At 69.3% G+C, this 23884-nt stretch carries 21 protein-coding genes, 1 tRNA gene and 3 pseudogenes; 12 read left to right on the top strand and 13 right to left on the bottom strand.

Going from position 1 to position 23884, the window contains the following annotated elements; translation table 11 throughout:
* Positions 1-250 precede the first annotated feature (250 nt).
* Positions 251-709: a luciferase domain-containing protein gene (locus FB467_RS02015; protein WP_228393166.1), complete on the top strand. Its 459-nt coding sequence runs from the start codon at positions 251-253 to the stop codon at positions 707-709.
* Between the two features lie 97 nt (positions 710-806).
* On the top strand, positions 807-1061 hold the full coding sequence (locus FB467_RS02020) for a hypothetical protein (RefSeq protein ID WP_141783605.1): 255 nt from the start codon (positions 807-809) through the stop codon (positions 1059-1061).
* Positions 1062-1100: 39 nt separating this feature from the next.
* Here the strand turns inward: FB467_RS02020 and FB467_RS02025 are convergent, their stop codons facing one another.
* The 4 genes from FB467_RS02025 to FB467_RS02040 form a co-directional block, all read right to left on the bottom strand.
* On the bottom strand, positions 1101-1544 hold the full coding sequence (locus FB467_RS02025; protein WP_141783606.1) for a hypothetical protein: 444 nt from the start codon (positions 1542-1544) through the stop codon (positions 1101-1103).
* Positions 1545-1680: 136 nt separating this feature from the next.
* Complete coding sequence (locus tag FB467_RS02030; protein ID WP_141783607.1) at positions 1681-1977, bottom strand: transcriptional regulator; 297 nt, start codon at positions 1975-1977, stop codon at positions 1681-1683.
* Positions 1974-2483 carry a hypothetical protein gene (locus FB467_RS02035; RefSeq protein WP_141783608.1) on the bottom strand — a complete coding sequence of 170 codons (510 nt, stop codon included), beginning with the start codon at positions 2481-2483 and terminating at the stop codon, positions 1974-1976. Before FB467_RS02035 ends, FB467_RS02030 begins: the two co-directional genes overlap by 4 nt.
* A gap of 259 nt (positions 2484-2742) precedes the next feature.
* Positions 2743-3084 carry a histone-like nucleoid-structuring protein Lsr2 gene (locus tag FB467_RS02040; protein ID WP_141783609.1) on the bottom strand — a complete coding sequence of 114 codons (342 nt, stop codon included), beginning with the start codon at positions 3082-3084 and terminating at the stop codon, positions 2743-2745.
* A 744-nt stretch (positions 3085-3828) separates the two neighbouring features.
* Here FB467_RS02040 and fdh point away from each other — a divergent pair.
* The 5 genes from fdh (at position 3829) to selB (ending at position 11278) form a co-directional block, all read left to right on the top strand.
* Complete coding sequence (gene fdh / locus FB467_RS02050) at positions 3829-7137, top strand: formate dehydrogenase (protein WP_228393168.1); 3309 nt, start codon at positions 3829-3831, stop codon at positions 7135-7137.
* Positions 7137-8195 (top strand): 4Fe-4S dicluster domain-containing protein, encoded by a 1059-nt coding sequence (locus FB467_RS02055; protein ID WP_141783612.1) that lies wholly within the window; start codon positions 7137-7139, stop codon positions 8193-8195. The genes fdh and FB467_RS02055 overlap by 1 nt, the downstream gene beginning before the upstream one ends.
* Positions 8192-9280 (top strand): NrfD/PsrC family molybdoenzyme membrane anchor subunit, encoded by a 1089-nt coding sequence (gene nrfD, locus FB467_RS02060; RefSeq protein ID WP_141783613.1) that lies wholly within the window; start codon positions 8192-8194, stop codon positions 9278-9280. The genes FB467_RS02055 and nrfD overlap by 4 nt, the downstream gene beginning before the upstream one ends.
* Positions 9281-9309: 29 nt before the next feature.
* Positions 9310-9405: transfer RNA gene (locus FB467_RS02065), tRNA-Sec, on the top strand.
* 67 nt (positions 9406-9472) lie between these two features.
* Entirely contained in the window at positions 9473-11278 is a 1806-nt protein-coding gene (selB, locus tag FB467_RS02070) for a selenocysteine-specific translation elongation factor (RefSeq protein ID WP_141783614.1), read from the top strand.
* Here the strand turns inward: selB and FB467_RS02075 are convergent.
* Together FB467_RS02075 and FB467_RS02080 are read right to left on the bottom strand one after the other, a co-directional pair.
* A complete protein-coding gene (locus FB467_RS02075; RefSeq protein ID WP_170230525.1) occupies positions 11275-12522 on the bottom strand; it encodes an MFS transporter in 1248 nt (415 codons plus the stop codon). The two genes, selB and FB467_RS02075, sit on opposite strands and share 4 nt — an antisense overlap.
* A 215-nt stretch (positions 12523-12737) precedes the next feature.
* Positions 12738-13529, bottom strand: a complete 792-nt coding sequence (locus FB467_RS02080; RefSeq protein WP_211350531.1) for an isocitrate lyase/PEP mutase family protein — start codon at positions 13527-13529, stop codon at positions 12738-12740.
* 146 nt (positions 13530-13675) lie between these two features.
* Here FB467_RS02080 and FB467_RS02085 point away from each other — a divergent pair, with 146 nt between their 5' ends.
* Positions 13676-13972, top strand: coding sequence for a hypothetical protein (locus FB467_RS02085; protein ID WP_141783617.1), 297 nt, complete (start codon positions 13676-13678; stop codon positions 13970-13972).
* 15 nt (positions 13973-13987) lie between these two features.
* Here FB467_RS02085 and FB467_RS02090 read toward each other — a convergent pair whose 3' ends face one another.
* A complete protein-coding gene (locus FB467_RS02090) occupies positions 13988-14464 on the bottom strand; it encodes an SRPBCC domain-containing protein (RefSeq protein ID WP_141783618.1) in 477 nt (158 codons plus the stop codon).
* Between the two features lie 16 nt (positions 14465-14480).
* Between FB467_RS02090 and FB467_RS02095 the strand changes: the two genes are divergently transcribed.
* The 3 genes and pseudogenes from FB467_RS02095 (at position 14481) to FB467_RS02105 (ending at position 16294) form a co-directional block, all read left to right on the top strand.
* Entirely contained in the window at positions 14481-14813 is a 333-nt protein-coding gene (locus tag FB467_RS02095) for an ArsR/SmtB family transcription factor (protein ID WP_141783619.1), read from the top strand.
* A gap of 55 nt (positions 14814-14868) precedes the next feature.
* Positions 14869-15117: pseudogene (locus tag FB467_RS02100) on the top strand (LLM class flavin-dependent oxidoreductase); the annotation flags it as partial.
* Between the two features lie 205 nt (positions 15118-15322).
* Positions 15323-16294 carry a phosphotransferase family protein gene (locus FB467_RS02105; RefSeq protein ID WP_211350532.1) on the top strand — a complete coding sequence of 324 codons (972 nt, stop codon included), beginning with the start codon at positions 15323-15325 and terminating at the stop codon, positions 16292-16294.
* 90 nt (positions 16295-16384) lie between these two features.
* Here the strand turns inward: FB467_RS02105 and FB467_RS19505 are convergent, their stop codons facing one another.
* The 6 genes and pseudogenes from FB467_RS19505 to FB467_RS02140 all read right to left on the bottom strand — a co-directional run bounded on the left by FB467_RS19505 (position 16385) and on the right by FB467_RS02140 (position 23033).
* Positions 16385-17248 (bottom strand): hypothetical protein, encoded by an 864-nt coding sequence (locus tag FB467_RS19505; protein ID WP_425325820.1) that lies wholly within the window; start codon positions 17246-17248, stop codon positions 16385-16387.
* Between the two features lie 412 nt (positions 17249-17660).
* Positions 17661-18122: pseudogene (locus FB467_RS19510) on the bottom strand (relaxase/mobilization nuclease domain-containing protein); the annotation flags it as partial.
* Positions 18119-18709, bottom strand: a complete 591-nt coding sequence (locus FB467_RS02120; protein WP_141783622.1) for a hypothetical protein — start codon at positions 18707-18709, stop codon at positions 18119-18121. The pseudogene FB467_RS19510 and the gene FB467_RS02120, both read right to left, overlap by 4 nt.
* Positions 18706-20958: an RNA helicase gene (locus FB467_RS02125; protein WP_211350533.1), complete on the bottom strand. Its 2253-nt coding sequence runs from the start codon at positions 20956-20958 to the stop codon at positions 18706-18708. Before FB467_RS02125 ends, FB467_RS02120 begins: the two co-directional genes overlap by 4 nt.
* Entirely contained in the window at positions 20958-21206 is a 249-nt protein-coding gene (locus tag FB467_RS02130) for a hypothetical protein (RefSeq protein ID WP_141783623.1), read from the bottom strand. The genes FB467_RS02125 and FB467_RS02130 overlap by 1 nt, the downstream gene beginning before the upstream one ends.
* Before the next feature lie 390 nt (positions 21207-21596).
* Positions 21597-23033 (bottom strand): recombinase family protein, encoded by a 1437-nt coding sequence (locus tag FB467_RS02140; protein WP_141783625.1) that lies wholly within the window; start codon positions 23031-23033, stop codon positions 21597-21599.
* 32 nt (positions 23034-23065) lie between these two features.
* On the opposite strand from FB467_RS02140, the pseudogene FB467_RS02145 reads away from it, so the two are divergent.
* Positions 23066-23848 (top strand): annotated as a pseudogene (locus FB467_RS02145) (LLM class flavin-dependent oxidoreductase); the annotation flags it as partial.
* Between the last annotated feature and the right edge of the window lie 36 nt (positions 23849-23884).

Consider the following 23884-nt stretch of genomic DNA (forward strand, 5'->3'; position numbering starts at 1 on the left):
GATGTATGCCTACACCGACGCCCGAACGCCTGATGGCCACCCGACAGGGCCGCCCTGCGTGCAGCTGTCCGTCGACCTGCGAGAGGTGTCAGATCCTCGCGAAGCCGAAGCGCGTCGGTTGCAAGGAGGGCCGGGGTTTGGATAGTGCCGTCAAGCGCGACCTGCGGCAGATGCGTGGCCTGCTCGGCGGGCCCGTGTAGGGATACGCGTGGCGTCCTGAGTTTGGTCCTCGGTCGTTAAGATTCACCCCGTGCTGAACAAACCCCGAGCTGGCGCTCGGCCAACCACGTCCGAAGACGGCCCACACCGACAGGTCGACCAGCAGGCACCGCCAGCCATTTGGGGCCAGCTGGTCGCCGACGTCTTCGCCCTCGAGGGCGTCGTCGAGGGGATCAGCCAGGTGTCTCCCGCATCGTCGCGGGCGGTCTACCTCAGAGACATGACGCAGGAAATTGCGCCTGAAACGTCTCTGGCGCCAGGCAAGCGCCTCGAACCGGTGCATCTTCACGGGGTACAGGACACCAGCGTGCATCTGGTCCTGCCCACGGCCCGAGGTCAAGAGCTGGCCCGTCTGGGCTGGGCAGAACCGCACCAGTACGCGGATTACGGCACAGAGTTCATGATCTACGGTCCTCGAGACGCCGCCGAGCTGACAGGTGTTCTGTCCGTCATCGAAGATAGCCTGAACTTCGCGCGCGCCGGCGCCTAACAGCACTGGAAACACGCGCGTCGCGGCATGGTCGGACGCTACGCGTTCACAGCGGCAGATGCGCGCGTTCGCCCGAGCATGCGGTTACGCTCCGACGATGACCCGTCGACGGCTACGAGTCCTGCTGATCGCCGGGCTTCCATTGGTCTTCGCCATTGGCTTGTTCATAGCCTCTGCCGTCAACTGGCATGCGGCGGAAAACAAGTGCGGCGTGCTGTTCGCATTCGATGAGCGCTTCGTTGACGCACACGAAGTCAGCTTCGAGAATCGCCTGTTGCCTCTGCCCGTCGAGTGCCGGTTCGACAACGGCATCACCGTCTCCCACCGCTGGTGGCCTACCGCCTCCGGGTGAGCCTCAGATCCGTCACGACTCGCGGCATGAGCGGATCGATCAAGTTCTGGTAGCGGAGGCCTCGACCGGGGACAGGATGAGGCCTTCGTGGGTCACCGTTGATCCGAGAACCGTGTCGGACTGGTCCAGGAAGGTGACGTCGACGTTGCCCAGCCGGGTGAAGTTCACCGAGTCGCCGGTGGCGGCTGATACGTACTCGAAGAGACCGCCGAGCTCGTTCAGTGCACGAAAGATGGCTCGGTCATACGGGTATCGGAGCAAGACGGCGGTCGGTTGGGGTCGGAGATAACCGGGACGCGCTCCGACCCCCTCCTGGCGTATGGGAGAGAGCCACTCCAGCTCGTGAGTCAACGGGTGATCGGTGTCCCCGTCGTGAAAGAGCAACTCTATGGTTGCGGTCTTCGGCCGGAGCGACTCCATCCACTTCGCTTGAGCCGCCTCATCAAGGGCGGGAATCACAACAAACTCAGCCTTCGTGCTCACAGGCCCTCCTCTCGGCAGGGCCGATCCTCTCATGTGCGAGAGGCACGTCCAGTGGTCGCGCCTCGGCCGTTGCGGGCGTTGACAGTGAGCCGGAGAGCGCGCCAGAGAAGCTCGGCTCGTGTGTGATTGGCGGTGCTTAACCCGCGAGTCCGGTGATTCTGCGCAGCTCGGCCAGGTGTCCCTGGAGTGCGGCGCGGCCAGTGTCGGTCAGGGTGAGCCAGGTTCTGGCCCGTCCGCGTTGGTTCTCCTTGGTGGTATGGACGTAGTCGGCGTCGACGAGGACTTTGAGGTGCTTGCTGACGACGTAGTCACTGACACCGAGAGCTTGTTGCACGGTGGCGAAGTCGACGGAGTCGACCTCAGCTAGCAGGCCACAGATTTGCAACCGATTTCGCGCATGAATGATCTCGTCGAACCGGGGTGCGGTGCTCACGGGCGGTTCTTGGTGGTGTCGGTGGGGAACCGTCCCTGGGCCAGACGCCGGTCGGTCCACTGTTCGTAAACGTTGGTGAAGGTGAACCCGACAGCGGCCCCGATGAGGGGTGCGAGCTCGAGCCCGGCGAACTTCTGCAGTAGCGCGCACACCACGAACAGGCCGATCAGCATGAACGAGGGGATGGTCCAGCCGTTGTGGTAACGGTCGAAGGAGGCACCCGTGCTCTGCCGGAGGAGCTCACGGAGGCCAAGCGGGCCGATGATCACCGTCACGACCAGAAGTGATGCGCCGGTGCTGGCCGATCCGAAGGACAGGGTTTCGTACGGCATGCCCGAACCTACGAACATCACAGCCACAATCGAGGCGGAGACGAGCTTGTACCACCACGGCGTGACCAGATGGTGACCGAACCGAGCCCGAGCCGCGTCTAGGTCCTGAAGGGCCGCGCGCGCCTCGTAAGCGCCGGGTCCCTCGGTGTGGGGGCCGTGTCCTGGGGTTGCCATAGTGGCAAGCTAGCCTGTCGCTTGCCTTGTTGGCAAGTCGAGGGCCCGGCACCCTCCCGAAGCATCCGACTCTCGGCGGTACAGCGATGTACCGACCCTGGGCAGGCGGGGGCGCTGGTCACTGGCGTTATCCGTGGTGGGTGCGGCCATAGAATGGACGCGGGCTCGGCCCGATCCGAGGATGTCGGAGGTGAGGTGGCGCTCAGCTCTGGGAGTGAGCCCCCAACGGCCGGGGGTTCGGGGCTGTGACGTCGTGTGCTCAGGCCTTGTGGGCGGTTTCCCACTGGTCGATCAGGTCTTGGGGCAGTCGACCACGCTTGGGGTAGTCGATGCCCTGGTCGTCCAGCCATGACTTGATGGCTTTGGTCTGGGAGGGGTCACGGGGGGTGCTGCCGCCGCTGCCGGCCCGGCGGCGACCACCGATGCGGCGGGCGGCGTTCACGTACTTCTGGATCGTGTCGGCGAACTCGTCTGCTTCTGTCTGGGAGAGGTCGATCTCGTAGTCCACTCCGAGGAAGCCGAACGTGACGGTCTGGCCGTCCGCGCCGAGTTCGTTCCCGGTCAGGTCTGAGACAAGGATGGTCTGCACCTTCTGCGCCATTGAGGCTCCTACCGGGGTTGGGATAGATCGACGTTCACCCTATGCGGTCATCCGCTGCCTCGGTGCACGATTGTCTCCGCCCAGGGCGGACTGAGGGCTTGAACTCGTTGAAGAACCAGCCCGCCTGGTCGGGCGCGTCCCGGGAAGTCACCTGCGGTGCTCGCGCCCCGTCGTTTGCTGCCGCCAGCCAGCCCGACTTGGACGCCGACCACGTCACGCAGCCTGCTCGGCGTCATCGACAGGGCTCTGATCGTCACTGTGAGCCACGTCCACACCCTGACCACGCCGCCCCCTCTTTCAGCTGCCCTTGTAGCGCACGAGGGCGGGCCGCGAATCGTCAGCATTTGCTGGGGCTCGAGGGGTGGAGCGGGGACGTCTTGCTTGACGCTCTTACTGAAGGCCCGACGGGCAGGTGGGGCCAAGTTGCGCGGGCAAGGGTGCTAACCCGGGATCGGGCAAGGTGGGCTCTGGTCGAGCTCGCGGTGTGTGATGACTCGCCTTGCGTGCACCGCGCCGCTCGCCCCCAGTTGGAATGTCAGCCGTGGGGGTGTCCGCTCAGCGCTTCCGTCCACTCATGCGCTTTGGCAGCACGGGCCAGCAACCCACATCACTAGACGTGATGCTGGGCATTACATGTGCCTATTGATTCATACGAAGGTCGTTTGTGAACGATTCGCTGCATCTCGACATGTGTGGGGTCGGCGCACGAAGGCGGCGGCTGGACAGCGGGGCTAGAGTCGGGCCATGGCGCGGCACTTCCTCCAGTGGCCGGTTCTCCGACAAGTCAGTTCCGGGGACCGGTTCGGCAGGGGCCCGGCCGTGACCTCGACCAGGACCCGCGACCTGACCTCCCGCAACGCCACGGCGGACCGGGTCGTGCAGAGCGTCTGCCCGTACTGCGCGGTGGGCTGCGGGCAGAAGGTCTACGTCAAGGACGAGAAGGTCATCCAGATCGAGGGCGACCCCGACTCCCCGATCTCGCGGGGACGGCTGTGCCCGAAGGGGGCGGCCAGCGAGCAACTGGTCAACGCGCCCGGCCGGCAGACCGAGGTGCTCTACCGGGCCCCGCGGGCGACCGAGTGGCAGCGGCTGGAACTGGACACGGCGATCGAGATGATCGCCGACCGGTTCGTGGAGTCCCGGCGCAACACCTGGCAGGACATCGACCACCAGGGCCGCAAGGTGCGCCGCACCATGGGCATCGCCTCGCTGGGCGGCGCGACGCTGGACAACGAGGAGAACTACCTCATCAAGAAGTTGTTCACCGCGGCGGGCGCCATCCAGATCGAGAACCAGGCCCGCATATGACACTCCGCCACGGTTCCCAGTCTGGGAGCCTCGTTCGGACGCGGCGGCGCCACACAGACCCTGCAGGACATGGCCAACGCGGACTGCATCATCCTGCAGGGCGGCAACATGGCCGAGGCGCACCCGGTCGGTTTCCAGTGGGTCGCCGAGGCGAAGGCCAGGGGCGCCCGGGTGATTCACGTCGACCCGCGGCTGACCCGGACCGGCGCCGTTGCTGACCGGCACGTCCCCATCCGCGCCGGGTCCGACGTCGTGCTGCTCGGCGGGTTGATCAACCACGTGCTCACCCACGACCTGTGGTTCAAGGAGTACGTCGTCGCCTACACCAACGCGGCCACGCTGGTCGTCGAGGACTTCCGGGACACCGAGGACCTGGGCGGGCTCTTCTCCGGCTTCGACCCCGAGACCGGCCAGTACGACCCGGCGAGCTGGGCGTATGCCGGGGCCGACCGCGACGGGATCGGCGCCCCGTCCGGTGGTCACGAGCACGGCGCCAGCGCGCAGGCACGGGCGGCCGGTGACGAGCACGGCAGCGGCGGTCCCGCCCTGGAGCACGCCGGGGTGCAGCGGGACGAGACCCTGCAGCACCCCCGCACGGTCTTCCAGATCCTGAAGCGCCATTACGCCCGCTACACCCCGGAGATGGTGCGGGAGCTGTGCGGCATCGGCCAGGAGGACTTCGACTACCTCGCCGAGTCCATCGTGACCAACTCCGGCCGCGAACGCACCACCTGCTTCGGCTACGCGACCGGTTGGACGCAGCACACGCTCGGCGCGCAGTTCATCCGCACCGCGGCCATCCTGCAGTTGCTGATGGGCAACGTGGGGCGCCCCGGCGGCGGGATCATGGCGCTGCGGGGGCACGCCAGCATCCAGGGGTCGACCGACATCCCGACCCTGTTCAACCTGCTGCCCGGCTACCTACCGGTGCCCACCGCGGGCCTGCACGACACCCTCGAGGAGTACCTGTCCTCCATCTACTCCGAGGGGCAGAAGGGATACTGGGCCCACGCGGACGCCTACACGGTCAGCCTGCTCAAGGCCTGGTGGGGCGAGCACGCGCAGCCGGAGAACGACTGGGCCTACGACTACCTCCCCCGGCTCACCGGGGCGCACGGCACCTACCAGACCACGCTGGCCATGCTGGACGACCAGGTCGAGGGCTACTTCATCCTCGGCCAGAACCCCGCCGTCGGGTCGGCGAACGGCCGGATGCAGCGCCGGGCGATGTCCCACCTGAAGTGGCTGGTGGTGCGCGACTTCAGCATGATCGAGTCGGCGACCTGGTGGAAGGAGGGGCCGGAGATCGAGACCGGGGAGCTGCGCACCGAGGACATCGAGACCGAGGTGTTCTTCCTGCCGGCGGCCACCCACGTGGAGAAGGCCGGGTCCTTCACCCAGACCCAGCGGTTGCTCCAGTGGCGGCACCAGGCGGTGGCGCCCCCGGGGGACTGCCAGAGCGAGCTCGACTTCTTCCACGCCCTGGGCTGCCGGATCCGCGAGCGCCTCGCCGGGTCGACCGACGAGCGGGACCGTCCGCTGCTCGACCTGACCTGGGACTACCCGACCAACGAGCACGGGGAGCCGGAGCCGGAGGCGGTGCTGGCCGAGATCAACGGCCGCCACCTCACCGGGCCGCGGGCCGGGGAACCGCTGTCGTCCTACACCCAGATGCAGCCCGACGGCTCGACCTCGGGCGGGTGCTGGATCTACACCGGCGTGTATGCCGACGGGATCAACAAGGCGGCCCGGCGGGTCCCCCGTGGCGGCGACCGACCGAACCAGTCGGAGTGGGGCTGGGCCTGGCCCGCCGACCGCCGGATCCTCTACAACCGGGCCTCCGCCGACCCCGACGGCAACCCGTGGAGCGAGCGCAAGCGGTATGTCTGGTGGGACGCCGAGCAGGGTCGCTGGGTCGGCCACGACGAGCCGGACTTCCCGCTCGACCGTGCCCCCCACAGCACCCCGGACCCGGGGGCCGGTGGTCCGGAGGCGCTGGCCGGTGACGACCCGTTCATCATGCAGGCCGACGGCAAGGGCTGGCTGTTCGCCCCCAAGGGGCTGGTCGACGGTCCGCTGCCGACCCACTACGAGGCGATGGAGTCGCCGGTGGCCAACGCGCTCTACCCGCAGCAGCAGAGCCCGGCGCGGTTGATGTACCCGCGCGCCGACAACCTGGGCGCCCCGAGCGCCGGCACCCCCGGCGTCGAGGTCTACCCCTTCGTGTTCACCACCTACCGCCTCACCGAGCACCACACCGCGGGCGGGATGAGCCGGTGGCTGCCCTACCTGTCCGAGCTCCAGCCGGAGATGTTCTGCGAAGTCTCCCCCGAGTTGGCGGCCGAGCGGGGGCTGGAACACGAGGGGTGGGCCACGATCATCTCCCCGCGCGGGGCGATCGAGGCCCGGGTGATGGTCACCGGACGGCTCACCCCGCTGCAGATCGGGGGCCGCACGGTGCACCAGGTCGGCCTGCCCTACCACTGGGGCGTCGGCTCCCACGCGCTGGTCTCCGGGGACGCCGCCAACGACCTGATCGGGATCCACCTGGACCCGAACACCCAGATCCAGGAGTCCAAGGTCGGGTCGTGCGACATCGTCCCGGGGCGGCGCCCGGTGGGTGCCGCGCTGCTCGCGCTGGTGGAGGAGTACCGCGCCCGCGCCGGGGTGACCGTCGAGACCGATGCGCGCCGGGTCACCGACCCCGGGTGGGCCCCCGACCCCGAGCCCGGAGGAGAGGACTGATGGGACAGCTGAAGGGACCGACCGACCCGACGGCGGACGCGGGGTGGGAGGCGGCCCACCCGCGCAAGGGGTTCTTCACCGACACCTCGATCTGCATCGGCTGCAAGGCCTGCGAGGTGGCCTGCAAGGAGTGGAACCGCAACCCCCGGGACGGGGACCTCGAGTTCACCGGCATGTCCTACGACAACACCACCTCCCTCGGCGCGAGCACCTGGCGACACGTGGCGTTCATCGAGCAGGACGGCGAGCAGGTGGCCCGGGCCCGGGAGTCGGGACGGCAGCTGGTGAGCCTGGGTATGCCGACGCTCCGGCAGGACGTCGCCCGTCCGGGGACGGCGGCGGCGACGGGGACGACAACGGCGGGGGCGACGGCAGAGGCGACGGCAGAGGCGCCGGAAGGCACGGCATACACCCCGCCGGACACCCCCGAGTTCCGCTGGCTGATGTCCTCCGACGTGTGCAAGCACTGCACCCACGCCGGCTGCCTCGACGTGTGCCCCACGGGCGCGCTGTTCCGCACCGAGTTCGGCACGGTCGTCATCCAGGACGACATCTGCAACGGCTGCGGCACCTGTGTCGCCGGGTGCCCATTCGGGGTGGTCGAGCGCCGCAGCGACGGGACCGCGGCGCCGACGCTGCGCAGCGGGGAGCGCAAGGGCGAGCAGCCCGAGGTGCCCAAGCGCGGCGTCGCCCAGAAGTGCACCCTCTGCTACGACCGGCTGTTGGACGACGAGATCCCGGCCTGCGCCAAGACCTGCCCCACGACCTCCATCACGTTCGGCGACCACGACGACCTGGTGGACCGGGCCCGGGAGCGGGTCGCCGAGCTGCACGCCCAGGGGCAGACCGAGGCCCGCCTCTACGGCGCCAACGAGCGCGACGGAGTGGGCGGCACCGGGTCGGTCTTCCTGCTCCTGGACGAGCCGGAGGTCTACGGCCTGCCGCCGGACCCGCGGGTGTGCACCGCGGACCTGATGACGATGTACAAGCGCGCCACGGTGGCCGCCGTCGGGATGGTGGCCGCGGCCGCAGTCGCCTTCCTGGGAGGGAGAGGATGACCCACTCCGCGTTCGACGAGGTGCGGCCCCCGGAGCCGCCGCGCCGACGCCGCCGGGGCGGCAGGGGCAGGCGCCGCCGACCGGGTGGTGGTGAGGGCAACCGCGAGATGGTGATGGTCCCGGAGGCGGAGTTCACCTCCTACTACGGCCGCCCCGTCGTCAAGCCTCCACCGTGGGGTCACGAGGTCGCCGCCTACCTGTTCCTGGGTGGCTTGGCGGCCGGCTCCGGCCTGCTCGGGGCGGGTGCCCAGGTGACCGGACGCCCCACGCTGCGCCGCAACGCCCGCCTCACGGCGCTGGGCGCGGTCGGGCTGGGCACCGTGGCCCTGGTCAAGGACCTGGGTCGTCCTGAGCGCTTCTACAACATGCTGCGCACCTTCAAGGTCACCTCCCCGATGAGCGTCGGCTCGTGGATCCTCACCGCCTTCAGCAGCTGCCTGTCGGTCGCCGCCACGGCCGAGCTCGACCGGGTCACCGGGCGGCGGCTGCCACTCGGGCCGTTGCGCCGGGTGCTCACCGGTCTGGAGGGCCCCGCCGGTCTCGGCGCGGGGCTGTTCGCGCCCCCGCTGGGTGCCTACACGGCGGTGCTGCTCTCCGACACCGCGGTCCCCACCTGGAACGACGCGCACCGCGACCTCCCGTTCGTCTTCGTCAGCTCGGCCAGCCTGGCGGCCGGCGGCATGGCGATGCTGACCACCCCGACGCGGGAGGCCGGGCCCGCCCGGGCGCTGGCCGCGTTGGGCGTGGTCGGCGACGTCACCGCGATGCGGCTGATGGAACGCCGGATGGACCCGGTCACCGTCGAGCCGCTGCACGAGGGGACGGCCGGCAAGATGCTGGCCTGGAGCGAACGGCTAGCGATCGCCGGTGGTCTGGGGGCGCTGCTGGGCGGCCGGTGCCGACCGGTGGCGGTCGTCTCCGGCGCCGCGCTGGTGGCCGCCTCGGCGCTGACCCGGCTCGGCGTCTTCGACGCCGGGCTGCACTCCGCCCGGGATCCGCGCTACACGATCAAACCGCAACGCCGGCGGCTTGAGGCACGCCGGGCGGCCGGTGTCACCGACGACTCGATCACCACCGTCGGCTGACCGTCCCGTTGGTAGGGTCGGGTCAGCGAGGAGGCGTCTGGGCACCTGGTGGTCCCCCCGGTCTTCAACACCGGTGAGGCCGAGTAGCTCGGCCTGGCGGGTTCGATTCCCGTCCGCCTCCGCCACCCCCTCCCGAGGCGAACCAGGAGGTACCGTGACCCGCACGCCGGTCCCCCCTGGACGGTCGGTGCGATGACCGACTTCGTCGTCGCCACCGCCGGTCACGTCGACCACGGCAAGAGCACCCTGCTCCGGGCGCTCACCGGGATGGAGGCGGACCGCTGGGCCGAGGAGCGCCGCCGCGGGCTCACCATCGACCTCGGCTTCGTCTGGACCACGCTGCCCTCGGGCCGTGCCGTGGCCTTCGTGGACGTGCCCGGCCACGAACGGTTCATCGGCAACATGCTGGCCGGGCTCGGCCCCGTGCCCGTCGTGTGTTTCCTCGTCGCCGCGGACGCCGGCTGGCAGGCCCAGTCGAGCGAGCACCGGGACGCGGTCGCGGCACTGGGCATCCGGCACGGACTCCTCGTGGTCTCCCGGGCCGACCGGGCCCCCGACCGGGTCGCGGAGGTGACGGCGCAGGCCCGTGCCGAACTGGCGGACACCGGCCTGCGGGACGCGCCCGCGGTGGCGGTGGCGGCGCTGCACGACACCGGTGTCGAGGCGGCGCGGTCCGCCCTGGACGAGGTGCTGGGCACCCTGCCGACGGCTCCGGACTCCGGCCGGGTCCGGGTGTGGGTCGACCGCTCCTTCACGATCACCGGCGCCGGCACCGTGCTCACCGGCACCCTGGCGGCCGGGACGGTGCACACCGGTGACCGGTTGGACGTGCTCGGCGCGGACGGCCCGGCCGGGGCACGTCCGCTCGTGGTGCGCGGCCTGGAGAGCCGCGGCGCACCGCATACCTCCCTGGGGCCGGTCAACCGGGTGGCCCTGAACGTCCGGGGTGCCGCCGCCGAAGACATCCGGCGCGGCGACGTCCTCCTCACCCCCGGTGCCTGGCCGACCAGCCGGCTCCTCGACATACGCCGCTCCGGGGGCGCTGCCCTCACCGAGGCGCCCGAACGGGTCACCGTGCACCTGGGCACGGTCGCCGTCCCCGCGCGGTTGCGTCCGTTCGACGCCGAGCACGGCAGACTCACCCTGTCGCGCGCGCTGCCCGTCGTCACCGGGGACCGGTTGGTCCTGCGCCACCCGGGCACCCGGCGGGTGCTGGGCGGAGCCCTCGTGCTCGACGCGGAACCCCCGGCGCTGCGCCGGCGCGGAGCCGGCGACCGGCGGGCGACCGCCCTGGCGGCGATGGACCCGGCCGGGGACCCGGCCACCGAGGTGGCCCGGCGGGGTGCCGTCCGGCGCAGCCACCTGGACCGGCTCGGGATCACCGGCGACCGCTCGAGCCCGCCCGAGGGGGTCCTCGTCCTCGACGACTGGTGGGTGCACGAAGCCACCCACGCGGCCTGGCTGGAGCAGCTGCGCACGCTCGTCCGCGACGCCCAGCTGGAGGACCCGCTGGCCCCGGGACCGTCCCTGGGAGCGGCACGGGACCACCTGCGGCTGCCCGACCCGGGCCTGCTGGCACCGCTGGTGTCCGCGGCCGGACTGGTCCAGGAGCACGGTCACCTCACCGAGCCGGGTCGCGCGGAGGACCTCGGACCCGCCGAGGCGGCGGTGGCGGAGCTCGAGCGACGGCTCGGGGTGGACCCGTTCGCGGCGCCGGAGGCCGACGACCTGCGCGACCTCGGACTGGGTCAGCGCGAGCTCGCGACGGCGGAGCGGCGCGGTCGACTGTTGCGGCTCCGGGACGGCGTGGTGCTGCTGCCCACCGCCCCGGCCCTGGCCATGCGCACCCTCGCCGGACTGCCGCAGCCGTTCACCACCAGCCAGGCCAGGCAGGCGCTGGGCACGACCCGCCGGGTGGCCATCCCGCTGCTGGAGCACCTGGACGGGCGCGGCTGGACCCGGCGGCTCGACGCTGGCCACCGGCAGGTATGCCGTTAGGCGCCCTCGGAGGCACGCGGGCGGAGCCGCAGGTAGAGCCAGGCGGCAGGCGCCTGGATGGCGGCGGCCAGCATGAGCGCGGCGGGCACGCTGGTCCGGCCGGCGACGGCGCCGAGGGCCGGCCCGCCCACGACCTGACCGACCGCATCGGCCTGCCCCATCATCGACAGCGTCGTGGCACGTGCCTGCGAGGAGACGTGCCGGTTCAGCCAGGCACGTTGCACGGGGTGGCCCACCGAGATCGCGGCGTCCCTCCCCCACCGACCCGACAGGGCCACCCAGACGTTCCCGGCCAGCGCGAACACGGCCACGCCGAGCACCTGCACCAGCACGATCACGGCCATCACGCGGGTGGGGTGCTCGGCCTGCAGAGCACGCGGCGCCAGCCGGTTCGCGGCCAGGCTCGCAACCAGCCCCAGCAGGGAGCTGATCAGCGCGAACAGGGTGAACCAGAAAGCGAGCCCGTCCAGGCCGGCCACGTCCGGCAGGTCCAGGTCCCGCACGATGCGGTCCACCCACAGCCGGTCGAAGACCTCGCTGGTGAGCCCGGCGAGCAACGCGATCAGCAGGAAGGAGCGGACCACCCCGGGCCGGCGCGCCGCCCGCAGACCGTCCCGGGCGGTGCTCGCCATGTGCCCCCAGCTGTCCCGGTCCCCCCGGGGGGTCGGCCTGAACCGTTCCTCCCGCATCACGACCGCCAGCGCGACCGCCAGGAGACCGAACCCGACACCGCCGACGACGATCGGCACGTGCAGTCCCCCGGCGGTCACCGCGAGCACCCCGGCGAGCAGGATCCCCACGACGTCCATCGCCAGGCCGGCCTGGTGGCCGCGGGTGAAGGCCGCCTGGACGAGGTCGGGTCCGACCTCGTCGGCGACCCAGGCCTCGGCGGCCCCGGACACGAAGGTGTAGCCGATCCCCCAGACCACCTGGGCGAGCAGGATCGGCCAGAACGCGGGGTACAGGCCGATGACGACCACCCCCGCCCCGATCAGGACCAGCCCGATCACCACCGACCATTTCCGGGAGTGCAGGTCGGCCACGATCCCGGTCGGGATCTCCCCCAGGAAGCAGGTCGCTTCCAACACAGTGCCGACCAGGACGAGTTCGAGCGGGCTCAGCCCGGCGACGTCGACCTGGTAGACGAGTCCGAGGGTGAAGGCCAGCGCCCAGAGCAGGGACCACGCACCTTGCAGGGCGATGTAGATGGGGCCGGCGGGCAGTGACTTGGTGCGCCACGACATACGAAGAGACATCCTCACGAGCAGAGCGGCGGACGCGCCGCGGTGAACAGGCAGAACGGGTCGCGAAAAGACCCGGAGGACCCTGGGGGGTCGACCGTTCGTGACCGGTGCCTACCGCGGGCCCGCACGACGCGGGTCACGGCTACTCGAGAGACACGGACTGCTCAGGATGTGAAACGCATGGGGCACACCCTAACCCCTCAACGCGCCGACGTTCAGTCGTTCGCCCGGAGCAGTCCGTCGACGTCAGGCAGGTCCTGGAAATGGGTGACGGTCCCCGAGTCCGCGAGCTCCCGAGCTGCGGCGAGCCACCCGCCCCAGGCCGCGCGGGCCATCGTGCCCCCGACGCTGATCCGTCGCACGCCGAGGTCGGCCGCCTCCGCAACCGTGATGAACGGGGCGTTGACCAGCAGGTTCACGGGTTTCGATCCGGCAGCTGCCACGACCGCCGTGATCTCCTCCGTCGTGGTGATCCGCGGCGCGTAGAGACAGTCCGCCCCGGCCTCGGCGAAGGCCTGCAGCCTCCGGACGGTCTCGTCCAGGTCGGGGCGACCCACGACATACCCCTCGGTCCGTGCGGTGAGCAGCACGCCGCTGCCGGTGTCGTCGATCGCCTGCCGAGCAGCGGCGACCCGCTCCACGGCCAGGGAGAAGTCGAACAACGGGTGCTCCGCGTCCCGCGTGGAGTCCTCGATGGACAGGCCGGCGATGCCGGTGTCGACGGCGAGGGTGACGTGGTCGGCCACGTCCTCGGGGTCGACCGCGAATCCCCCTTCGAAGTCGGCGTTGAGCGGCACCGTGACCGAGGCGGTCAGCCCGCGCAGGTGGTCCAGCATCCGCCCCAGGTCGAGCCCGTTGTCGGGGCGGCCGTGCGCCCACGCGGCTCCGGCGCTGGTGGAGGCCAGGGCGGGGAAACCCATGTGCTGCAGGACCACGGCACTGCCGGCGTCCCAGGGGTTCGGCATGACGAAGGTGCCCGCCTCGTGCAGCCGGTGGAACTCGGCCACCCGGTCCGCCTGCGCTCGCCCCGCTGCACTGCTCGCCTCGTCCGACATGGCACGCCTTTCGTCCGCATCCGGGGTGACCGTGTGGCGACCGGCGCCACTCGGTTCGAGGCTACGACCGCCGTAGACGGCCAACAAGCCCCGCCGCGATGGGGCTCGGGATCGCGCGCGTCACCGACCCGGAGGAGTACTGGGACGAGGAGTACTCCCGGATGATGGCGGCCTGGGACGAGTGGAAGTCGGCGGAGCTGGACCGGATCGAGGCGGAGGGCAGCGCGAAGCTGGACACCGCCGAGGAGGTCGGTTCCCGGCTGCTGGACGGGGTCGACGAGGAGGGCCAGCGCGAACTGGACGTCACCAACCGGCTGCGGGAGGGCGACCACCTCGACTACGCCACCGGCACCAGCAAGTGGTCGGCGTACTACCAGAAGAAGGTCGGTAACTGAGCCGGACCGGAGGCCTCAGGCGTAGTAGCCCTCACGCAGGTTGATGCCGTGCTCGACCCAGACCTTCAGCGCGGCGAGCATGCCGGTCCATCCCTCACAGTTGTCGAAGGCATTCGCGGCGCCCTCGACGGTGGGGAGCCAGGCGGACTCGGTGATGGTGACCAACGTCCGGGTGTCACCGTCGATGGCCTCGAACTCGAAGGTCGTGGTGGTCACCCCGCGGTCACCGGTCACTGCCTCGCCGCCCCACTCGATCACGATCCGGTGGGGCGGTGCGGCGTCCACCACGGTCACCGGGAACCTCCCGGGGAAGTCGTGGAAGTCCCAGCTCACCTCGGCACCGGGCTCGAGGCGCCCCCGTGCTCCGCCGGTGGTGAAGTAGCGGGACAGTTGCGCGGGGTCGGCAACAGCCTCGTAGACCTCGGCGACGGGACGGGAGACCCGGCCGGACACGCTGAAGCTGAGCTCGGACAATGGAGTTTCTGAAGTCATGTGATATTTTTACAACATGTCGGTCGAGGGGCGCAAGGGCGACGCCGACGACGACCTCGTGTTCAAGGCGCTGGCCTCGCCGACCCGGCGCCGCATGCTCGATGCGCTGAGGGCCGGGTCGCTCACCACCGGTGAGCTGTGCGCACGCTGTCCCGAACTGGACCGGACGACCGTGCTGCAGCACCTGCGGGTGCTGGAGCGGGCGGACCTGGTGATCGGTCGTCGGCAGGGCAAGGAACGGCACCTCACCCTCGCGCCGTCTCCCATCAAGCGGATCCACGACCGATGGATCGGCGAGTACGCCCGGGCCGCGGTCGAGCTGTTGGACCGGCTGGAGGAGGAGAGCTGAGAGGCCGTCACCGCGGCGGCGGGACTGTGTCGGCGTCCTTTGGTGTTGACCGGGCATGAAACGCATCGGCTTCCTGTCCTTCGGGCACTGGACCCCGCACCCCCAGTCCGCCGCGCAGTCGGCATCCGACGTGCTGCTGCAGTCCATCGACCTCGCGGTCGCGGCCGAGGAGGTCGGGGCGGACGGCGCCTACTTCCGGGTGCACCACTTCGCCCGGCAGCTCGCCTCACCGTTCCCGCTGTTGGCCGCCGTCGGGGCGCGCACCGACAGGATCGAGATCGGCACCGGGGTCATCGACATGCGCTAGCGCATATCTCTGCTGTAACACCGGCTATCGGACTGGCTTCGCATCCTTCTCCACCTGTAACGACAACATCAGCTTCGGTAATCGCTCGGGGTCAGCATCGTACGTAGGTGCACCCTCATTGAGAGGTCGTCGACTTGGGGGGCAGGTTCCGCTCACCGCGTTCAGTGCCAGCAGAACCCTACGTCCTGGACTCTGATTTGAGATGATGGATGGCATGGATGATGGAGACTCTGGTGCCCCGCTGGAAGTGATGGATCGACTCATCGCGGCTTCAGGCTTGCCTGCTCCTGTCTCAGTCCAAACGATTGACAGCGACGGCAATGGGCTAGACAACAGGCTGATGAGGGCCGAATTGACCGATGGCCGCATGGTAGTCATGCGGCAGAGCCGAGTGGCTACCACGTCACCGCGTCGGCGAGTCGACTTCCTGCGCGCCAACGGCATCAACACACCGAAGCTCTTTGCATCTGATGACGCTGGAGCCGCACTTTGGGAGTACATCTCCGGTCAAACACTGGCCGATTCAGTCGCGAACGGTACAGCGGACCGCACGGCATGGCGAAGGACCGGTGCTGCCCTGGCCGAATTGCACGCCGTCACATTTCCCGCCTCACTTGAGGGAACAATCGATGCAGATTCTTTGAGCCTACGAACTACCGATCCGGTCGAGAGTTTGCTCGACAACCTCGCTGCTAGCGGTCCATGGGTCGAGAAGCATCGTCCGCGACTGCGCGGTGCTCTCGAACACGTGAGGTGCTTTATCGCTGACCGGGCGACTCAGATCCGTACCGCCCGACCGAGCGTGCTTCATGGCGACGTCAACCTGCTGAACATCGTCGTCAACGAAGACGAAGCGCGGCTGATCGACTGGGATTTCCCACGTGTTGGCCAGCCCCTGGCCGAACTCTCCGCACTTGATGAGCACGCTTACCTCCACGGACTCGACGGTCTCCCTTCTTCGTTCTTCGAGGGGTACGACCGCCCCGTGCCTCGTGACCTGCTCCTGGCCTACCGAATCGTCGGATGCATCGGATGGCTCGCCAGTGGTGACTGGGAGGAGTGGGACCGTGCTCCAGAGCTCCCAGACGCGGCTCGGTCGCGCTTGGACAAGTGGCACCAGCGTCTACTCGACTGGTCGATTGGAATACCCGAGGTAATCACTACGCTCCGGTGATCAAGACTAGCCATCTGAATGACATAGGCCCAGGTCGAGCCACTCGAGCTCGCCTTCTTGGCTCACGCTGCACAGCAGGAGAAGCGCCAGTCACCCGCGCCCCCGCCAGGTCTCTACGAGGCCGGCGACCCAGCGGGCGGACGCGAAGAGCCCGTAGCCGGCCCCGGCGATGCCCACGGCGACCACGAGCCAGCGCCCGATGCCGAGCCACACGCTCCCGTCCACGTCCAGCGCCCACTGCGTGCCTGTGATGAGCCCGGCGATGCCCATCCAGAGCCCGGCGACGACCACGGCGACCGGCAGGAGGGCGAGGCACATCGCGGCGGCGGCACTCCAGAGCTGACGCGCTTCGAGCTTCGCTGTGGCGGCGATGATCCGCTCGGCCCAGGCGTTCGAGGCGTCGAGCTTCGCCGTGACGACCTGTCCTGCCTCCCCGGCGACCTGCTCGACGGCCTTCGCGACCCGATCCTCGGTCCGTTTCTCGATGCGCTGCACCGCGCCGCCGACCTGGCCCACGAGCTTCTGGTTCGCAGCCGCCTGCGCCTTGAGCCCGTCAATCGCCGAGGCCGTAGCCGCGTGATTCTTCTGCGCTTCGGCGATCAAACTCTGCGAGGCGGCGCTCAGCCGCTTCCCGTCGAGACTCTTCACGAACTCGCTGAGCGTGCTCTCGATCTCGCTCAGCCTGCTCTCGACGCTCTCGATCTGCGGAGGCATGCCGACGGACTGCTGCGAGGTCGACGCCCGGTCGATGCGCTTCGCCAGCTCCTCGTCCATGACCTTCACGAAGCCCGCCAGCTTCTTCTGCTGCTCGGCCAGCCGGTCGATCCTCGCGTTCTGCGCCTCGACGGCGGCGAGGATCGAGGTCAAGGTCTCCATCATGTCCGGACTGCCAAGCTGCTGCGGCGATCCGCTCTGCTCGTTCTGCTGCTTCAGCCTGTCGAGCGCTGCGCTCATGTTCCTGCTCCTTCTGCTGCTGGTGGTAGTCGAAGAACGCCTGCGCGCCCTCCGGCGTGAAATCTGCCGAGAGTGCGCTCGTGCGCTTGCGGCGCTCGGCGCGCCCGGACTCGCCCCTGCGGTCCTCGATGTAGAGCGTCCAGGTCTCCTTGCCGACGTTCTTCCCGCGCTTGCTCACGGCGGTGTGCAGCCGCATCCGCGGCACCCGGTCGCCGTCATCGCCGAGCTGCTGGTTCTGCTCCGCGATCACCGCTTCGAGACCGGCCTTGTCCGTCGCGCGGGGATCCGCCAGGGCGGCACTCATCCGGTCGCCCATCTCGCGGTCGAGGCCACCCTCAGCGAAGTCCTCGCGGCGCAGCTCCCAGTCCTTCGGCGCGTGCTCCAGCCGCTTCACGACCGAGAGCCCGTGCTCGCGCATCAGCTCATCGTTCGCCGTCTGCACGCCCTTCTGGTTCCCGGCCTTGCGGTCGTGGAACGTCCGGTAGTCCGAAAGGGCCCTACCCGTCTCGTTGTTGTGGTTGATGACGAGGACGTGGTTGTGGGCCTTGCCGCCGCGACCATCGGTGTGGGTGACCACGAGGCAGTCGGAGCGCGGGTGCATCTTCTTCGCGAACTGGTAGCCCAGATCGTTCACCCGCTGCACGTCCTCCGGCCTCGTCGGGTCGAACTCCTCGTCGCTGAACGACTGGCGGTAGTGCAGCGCCTCGACATCCCGCTTGGTGTTCTGCGTGAGTGCCTGGGCGCGGCGCGCGAACGCGCCGGGGCCTCCCGGCACGTCGCACGTGACCGCGACCCCACGCTCGTCCCCCTTGCCTCGGATGTAGCGCTCCGTATCGGCGGCGCTGGCGCTCGGGCTGTAGTGCGTGGTGCTCATGAGGCCGTCCGATCCCCGAGCAGCTCGCGGACCTCGCGCAGCAGCTCGATCAGCTCGGGCACTTCCGCAGAGAGCGCCACGGGCTCACCGGCTCGTGCGCGGCGGTCGAGGTCGTTGACGTTGATCGCGAGCGGGCGCACCTTAGCGGCCAGCTCGCGGGCATCCGCCGAGGCCTGCACGTGCGCCTCGACCCCGAGCAGGTGCGCGGCCACTGCGGCGTCCAGTTCCTCGCTCCGAGAGGCATGGAGCGCATCACGCACGACGGTCCGCACCCACGTGCTCGGAGCCAGTCCGAGCCGCTTCGCACGAGTGCGAAGCGCCCCGAGCGTGGCGTCATCGAAGCGGGTATCGAGCCGCCCGCCGCTGCCACGACGACGCTTCGCGCCGCCGTGACTCTGGCGCACAGCCTCCGCATCAGCCCGACCGGTGTTCACCTGGGAGTCGGCCTGCTGCTCCACCTGTACGCCAGAGTGGCAAGCAGTAGCCCCGTCGGACACATCGCTGGCGCTCGTGTCCTCCGGAGCTGCTTGCGAGGGGCCTCCGGCCCCCTCGACCCCCTGGAAGAGCGCGTCCAGTTCGGTGCTCATCGCGCACCTCCCACGACCAGCAGACCGCCGTTCGCGCGAAGGCGCGCAACCTTCGCATCGAGCGCCTTCTGCTTTGCCTCAACACGGCGCTGGCGCTCGTCCTCGGAAAGCGCCGGGCACTCGTCACCGTGCCGCGCGTAGACGCCCGCCTGCGGGGTAGCACAGGTGCAGAGCCTCAGCTCGCGGTTGTGCTCCTCCAGCTCGGCGAGCCGCTTGCGCTGCTGCTGCTCGACGATCTCCCGGTCACGCTTCGCAGCCTCTTCGGCGGCGGAGATCTCCTCAGCACTCGGCTGGATCGGCTGACCGACTCCGGCGAACTCCGCGAACAGATCGTCTCCGTCGATCGCGTCCAGCTTGGGGCGGGCGATCCGGTCGTGCTGCTCCACGATCGGCGCGACCGTGCGCGCCTCGATCTCCCCGCGAACGCGCTGCCGCTCCGCCGTGTCCTTGATCGCCTTGCACCTGCGTGCCAGCAGCTCCAGATCCTGGCGCATATGCTCGTACCGCTCGTAGCTCTGGTACTCGCGGGTGCCATTAAGCACGCCGGAGTTCACGAAGATCGAGAACTCGCGCTCGGCGACCGGGATGATCACCGGGAAGCGGCGGAATCCCTGCCCGAGGTTCTCCGCTTCGTGCTTGACCCGCACGCCGCCCTGCATCGACTCGTACTCACCCGCCAGGCCGCGGAGGAACTCCTCGTAGCCCTCCGGCCCCGTCACGATGTTCACCCGGTTGATCAGCTGCGTCTTCGAGCCCTTGATGTTCACGATCGGCTTCTCGTCCGGCTCGCGCCACGGGCCGAGGATGCGGAAGAGCATGCCGCGGCTCTTCGCCGTGCGGATCATGTCGCCGACGCGCATGTCCTCCCAGATCACCACCGGCTCGCCGTCGTACCCCTCCCACGAAACGTTCTCGCCGCCTACCTTGAAGTATGGCTTGTCCGCCCCTGGAGCCAGGGCGCGAGCGAGCGCCTTCGCGAGCAAGTCCTTGCCCGTGCCGCCCTCGCCGAACACGTAGAAGTTCATGACCGACTCCGGCGCGTCCTGGTACGAGAGGAAGTCGCCGCGCAACTTCTGGAAGTGCGCCAGGTTGCCCTTCGCGAAGTAGATCGCGGGCTCCTGATCACGGACCTGCTTCAGTGTCAGCGAGCCCTTGCCCACAGCCTGGAAGAGCTTGCTGAGCTTCGCGCCACCGCCACCCTCAGCGGCATTGCGGCGCATCGCCATGTGCGCATCCAGCTCCCGGCCGAAGTCGAAGTTCGCGACGATCCGCCCCCGGCCGTACTGGTACTTACCGGGCTTGCCCTCCTGCGTCTTGTCCACGAGGTAGTGCCGATCCGACTGGTGGATACCGGGGATGGCGTCCTTCCCGCGCGACTCATGCGGCAGGTACTCGCTGAGGTCGAAGAACGCCTTCTCCGCAGCGCCGCGGCCCTTGTGCTCGGTTCCGTCCTGCTCCGCGGTCTCCTTCGGCGGCTTCACGCGAGCCGAGGGAATCGAGAACGCATCGGAGACCGTGCGGATCGTGGGGCGCGGACCCTCCGCGTCGGCGACCCACAGCACCATGTGCGCGTGCAGGCCCTTGATTCCGCAGCACACCGTCTCGCCGGTGCCTTCGTCCACCTCGACCAGGCGGTCATGCGGGTGCCACACGTAGGCCCAGCGATGCAGGCGATCGCCCAGCACCGCGAGCCCCTCGTCGAGCTGCTCCTGCGTGAGCATGACCTCGCCGGTCTCCGGGTGCTCGCGGTACTGCATCACCGAGAACACCCGCGACTGCATCCGGGCGCGCTTCACCTGCTCCGCGCTCTCCGCAGCCTTCGCACGGGCGAAGAACTCCTTCGCCTCGGCGACCTGCGCGGGCGTGGACTCGACAACGAAGGGCTCTACCTCATCGCTGGGATCGGCCCCCGGCACGTCCAGCTCGGCATAGTCCACGACTGCAACTGCGGTGGGCGCCTGTGCAGCCGTTTCCGAAACGGATGCGCGGCCACCCAAGGAGGGCCGCGCATGCTGATCGGCGTTGGTTCCCAGGTCAGAGGTGAGATCAGTGGTCGTGCTGGAGGCGTCGAACTTGATCGTTGCAGCCGTATAGCCGTTTCCTGCGAAATCTTGCTCGGCTGCACGAACGTGGTTCCCGTCGTCCGAATTGGCGACGGGCAGCCCGGCTCCGCCGGGTGCCAGGCCAGGCCCTCCGGGCGGGGTCAGGTCGGCGGGAGCGGTGCTGCTGGTGCGATCCGTGAGACTCATCAGCGCTCACCGCCCTTGCGGTAGCGCTTGATGACGGCCTGGTGGGTGACGCCGAGGGCGTCGCCGATCTTCGCCCAAGTCACGCCCTCGGTGCGGGCGCCGGCGACAGCGATCTCGACGGCCTCTTCCAACACGGAGCGAAGCACGCCGAGGTCGTAGAGGCGAGCCTCGGTATCGGCGAGGGAAGGGTCTCCCTGACGCCAGCGGAACGCATCGACGTGATCGAAGGCGGCAGTGTTGGCGCTCATCGGGCACCACCCATCACGGCGGCGACCGCGGCGCGCTGGCGCGGGGTCAGCGGGGTGCGGGCCAGTCGCTGACCAGCTACGCGGCCAGCTTCGCGAGCGGCTACGACTGCGGGGTCGAGGCCGTGGGCCTTCTTGGCGGGTGCGGTGCTCCGGTCAGGAACGGAGCAGTGGGGCGCAGATGCGCGAGAAGAGTCGATAACGACGGTAGACACTGGAAGTCCTCATGCTTGAACCTCCGGTTCCCCGCCACGGTAGTTGGGCTGTTTGACCGGCTGCTCATCCGGGAGTAGTACCGCCAGCTTCTAAGTCTGGCCCCCGGTGGGATCTTCTTGTCTGCAACCATTCTCCCATGACTCGACTCACCATTGCAATGATGAGTCGAGTCATGAGTCAGTCGCGTCTCGGCTCGATCCGAATGAGGTCGGGGTCGAACTTCACGTGACCAGGAACGATGGGCTCGATCGTCACCGTCACCAGCTCATCCACGAGCATCCGGCGGCGGTCCACGTCCAACGCCTTCCACTTCGACTCGACCACCTCGCGGCGTTCCGCGGTGCCGACCGGCTCGTCCACCTCCGCGAGCAGCTTCGCCGCCACCGACACCGAGCGGTCGAGCAGCTCCGCGTCGATCTCGTCGATGCGTGCCTTCACGTCGTTGATCGCCGCCGTGATCTCCAGGACCGGCTGGTGGATGTCGCGCAGCAGCGGACTCAGCTCCTTCACGCGTTCGACCAGGGCGTTCCGCTCAGTCAGCAGTTCTTCGCGGTCGGGCCCGGCGTCTTCCTGGGGCATCACGAGGTCGTGCACGTCCACCGAGGACAGACGGGTGAGCACCGCCTCGGCGACCATCGCATCGACGGGCTCGCGCTGGCGGGTCAGGTGGAACTTTTCGCCGCAGCGGTACGTCGGGTGCTTGCGGCTGTTCGTCCCCGAGACGAGCGTCGCGCCGCACTTCCCACACAGTCCGATCGTGGACAGAAGGTACTTCGGCTGATTGCCCTGCCTCGCCGACCTCCGCACATTGTCCTCCAGCTTCGCCACCGCGGCCCGCCACGTCTGCTCGCTCACGATGGGCGGGAACATCCCGTCCTGCACCGGGTACAGCTCGCCCGAGGCGTAGTGCTTGATGTAGCCAGCGTATTGCGGATTCGCCAGCAGGTAGCGCACGGCATCGACGGAGAACTCCGACCCGCGGGCAGTGCGGTGACCAGCGCGGTTCAGGTCCTCGCGGATGCGGCGGATCGACAGCGACGGCTCACCGAGGAACGCATCGAACGCCCGCCGAACGGCCTCAGCCTCATCCTCGATCAGTTCACCCTCCCTCGTCCAGCCGAATGCCTTCCACGTGGACGCCGGGATGCCCTCGGCTCGGCGACGCTCGTTCGACCTGATCTGACGTTCAGCCTTGCGCCGTGCCTCGAACCGGGCCAACGCGGCGAGCATCGTCGCCCGGAACTCGCCGTCGGCCGTAGAGAGGTCGATCTCGCCGTCCACCGTGACGACCCTCAGGCCGAGGTCGATCAGCGTGTTCAGATCCTTCGTGCTGCGCAGCAGCCGGTCCATGTCCACCGCGACCACCATCGAGAACCGGCCAGCCTTGGCGTCCTCCAGCATCTCGGCCCAGCGCGTGCCAGCACGGCGCTTCTTCGTCGCCGACACTGCGTTATCCTCGTAGACCTCGACCACATTCCAGTCCTTGGCCTCGGCGAGCGCCCTGATCTTCCGCAGTTGCGTATCGACCGTCCAGCGGTCGCCCTTGCGGTCCATGGAGGCGCGGACGTATGCCGCCACCTCGTTCGTCTTCCTCAGCGCTACCAGTTCGACCATGTAACCAAGCTTACGCGAACGAGTGTTTCAACCTCGATATGCACTACGAGAACCCGCTCTACATGGCCGAGGACGCCGGCGCCGCCGACCTGATCGCCGGCGGCCGGCTGCAGCTCGGGATCAGCCGGGGGTCGCCCGAGCAGGTCGTCGAGGGCTACCGCTACTTCGACCACCACCCCGCCGACGGTGAGACCGACGCCGACATGGCGCGACGGCATACGGCCCGCTTCCTGGAGGTGCTCTCCGGCGAGGGGTTCGCCGAGCCCAGCCCCCGGCCGATGTTCCCGAACCCGCCCGGCCTGCTGCGCGTCGAGCCGCACTCCGAGGGGCTGCGCGAGCGGATCTGGTGGGGAGCCGGGACGCGGGCGACCGCGGAGTGGACGGCCGAGCAGGGGATGCACCTGATGAGCTCGACGCTGCTCACCGAGGACACCGGCGTGCCCTTCCACGAGCTGCAGGCCGAGCAGATCCGGTTGTTCCGGGAGCGCTGGGCCGAGGTCGGGCACCAGCGGGAGGCGCGGGTATCGGTGAGCCGCAGCATCTTCCCGCTGGTGACCGCGCAGGACCATGCGCTCTTCGGGCTCGAGTCACGCAGTTCGGACCAGGTGGGGGTGATCGACGGGGTCCGGGCCCGGTTCGGCAAGACGTATGCCGCGGAGCCGGACGAGCTGGTGCGCCAACTGGGTGAGGACCAGGCGATCGCAGAGGCCGACACGCTGCTGCTCACCGTGCCCAACCAGCTCGGCGTCGACTACAACGCGCACCTGCTGCGCACCCTGGTGGAGGACGTGGCGCCCGCCCTCGGCTGGCGGTGACCCGGGCCTCCGCCCGTTGCCGCGTCCGGTGCCGGG

Origin of the sequence: Ornithinicoccus hortensis, assembly GCF_006716185.1 — a bacterium.
In the GTDB taxonomy this organism is placed as follows: Bacteria; Actinomycetota; Actinomycetes; order Actinomycetales; family Dermatophilaceae; genus Ornithinicoccus; species Ornithinicoccus hortensis.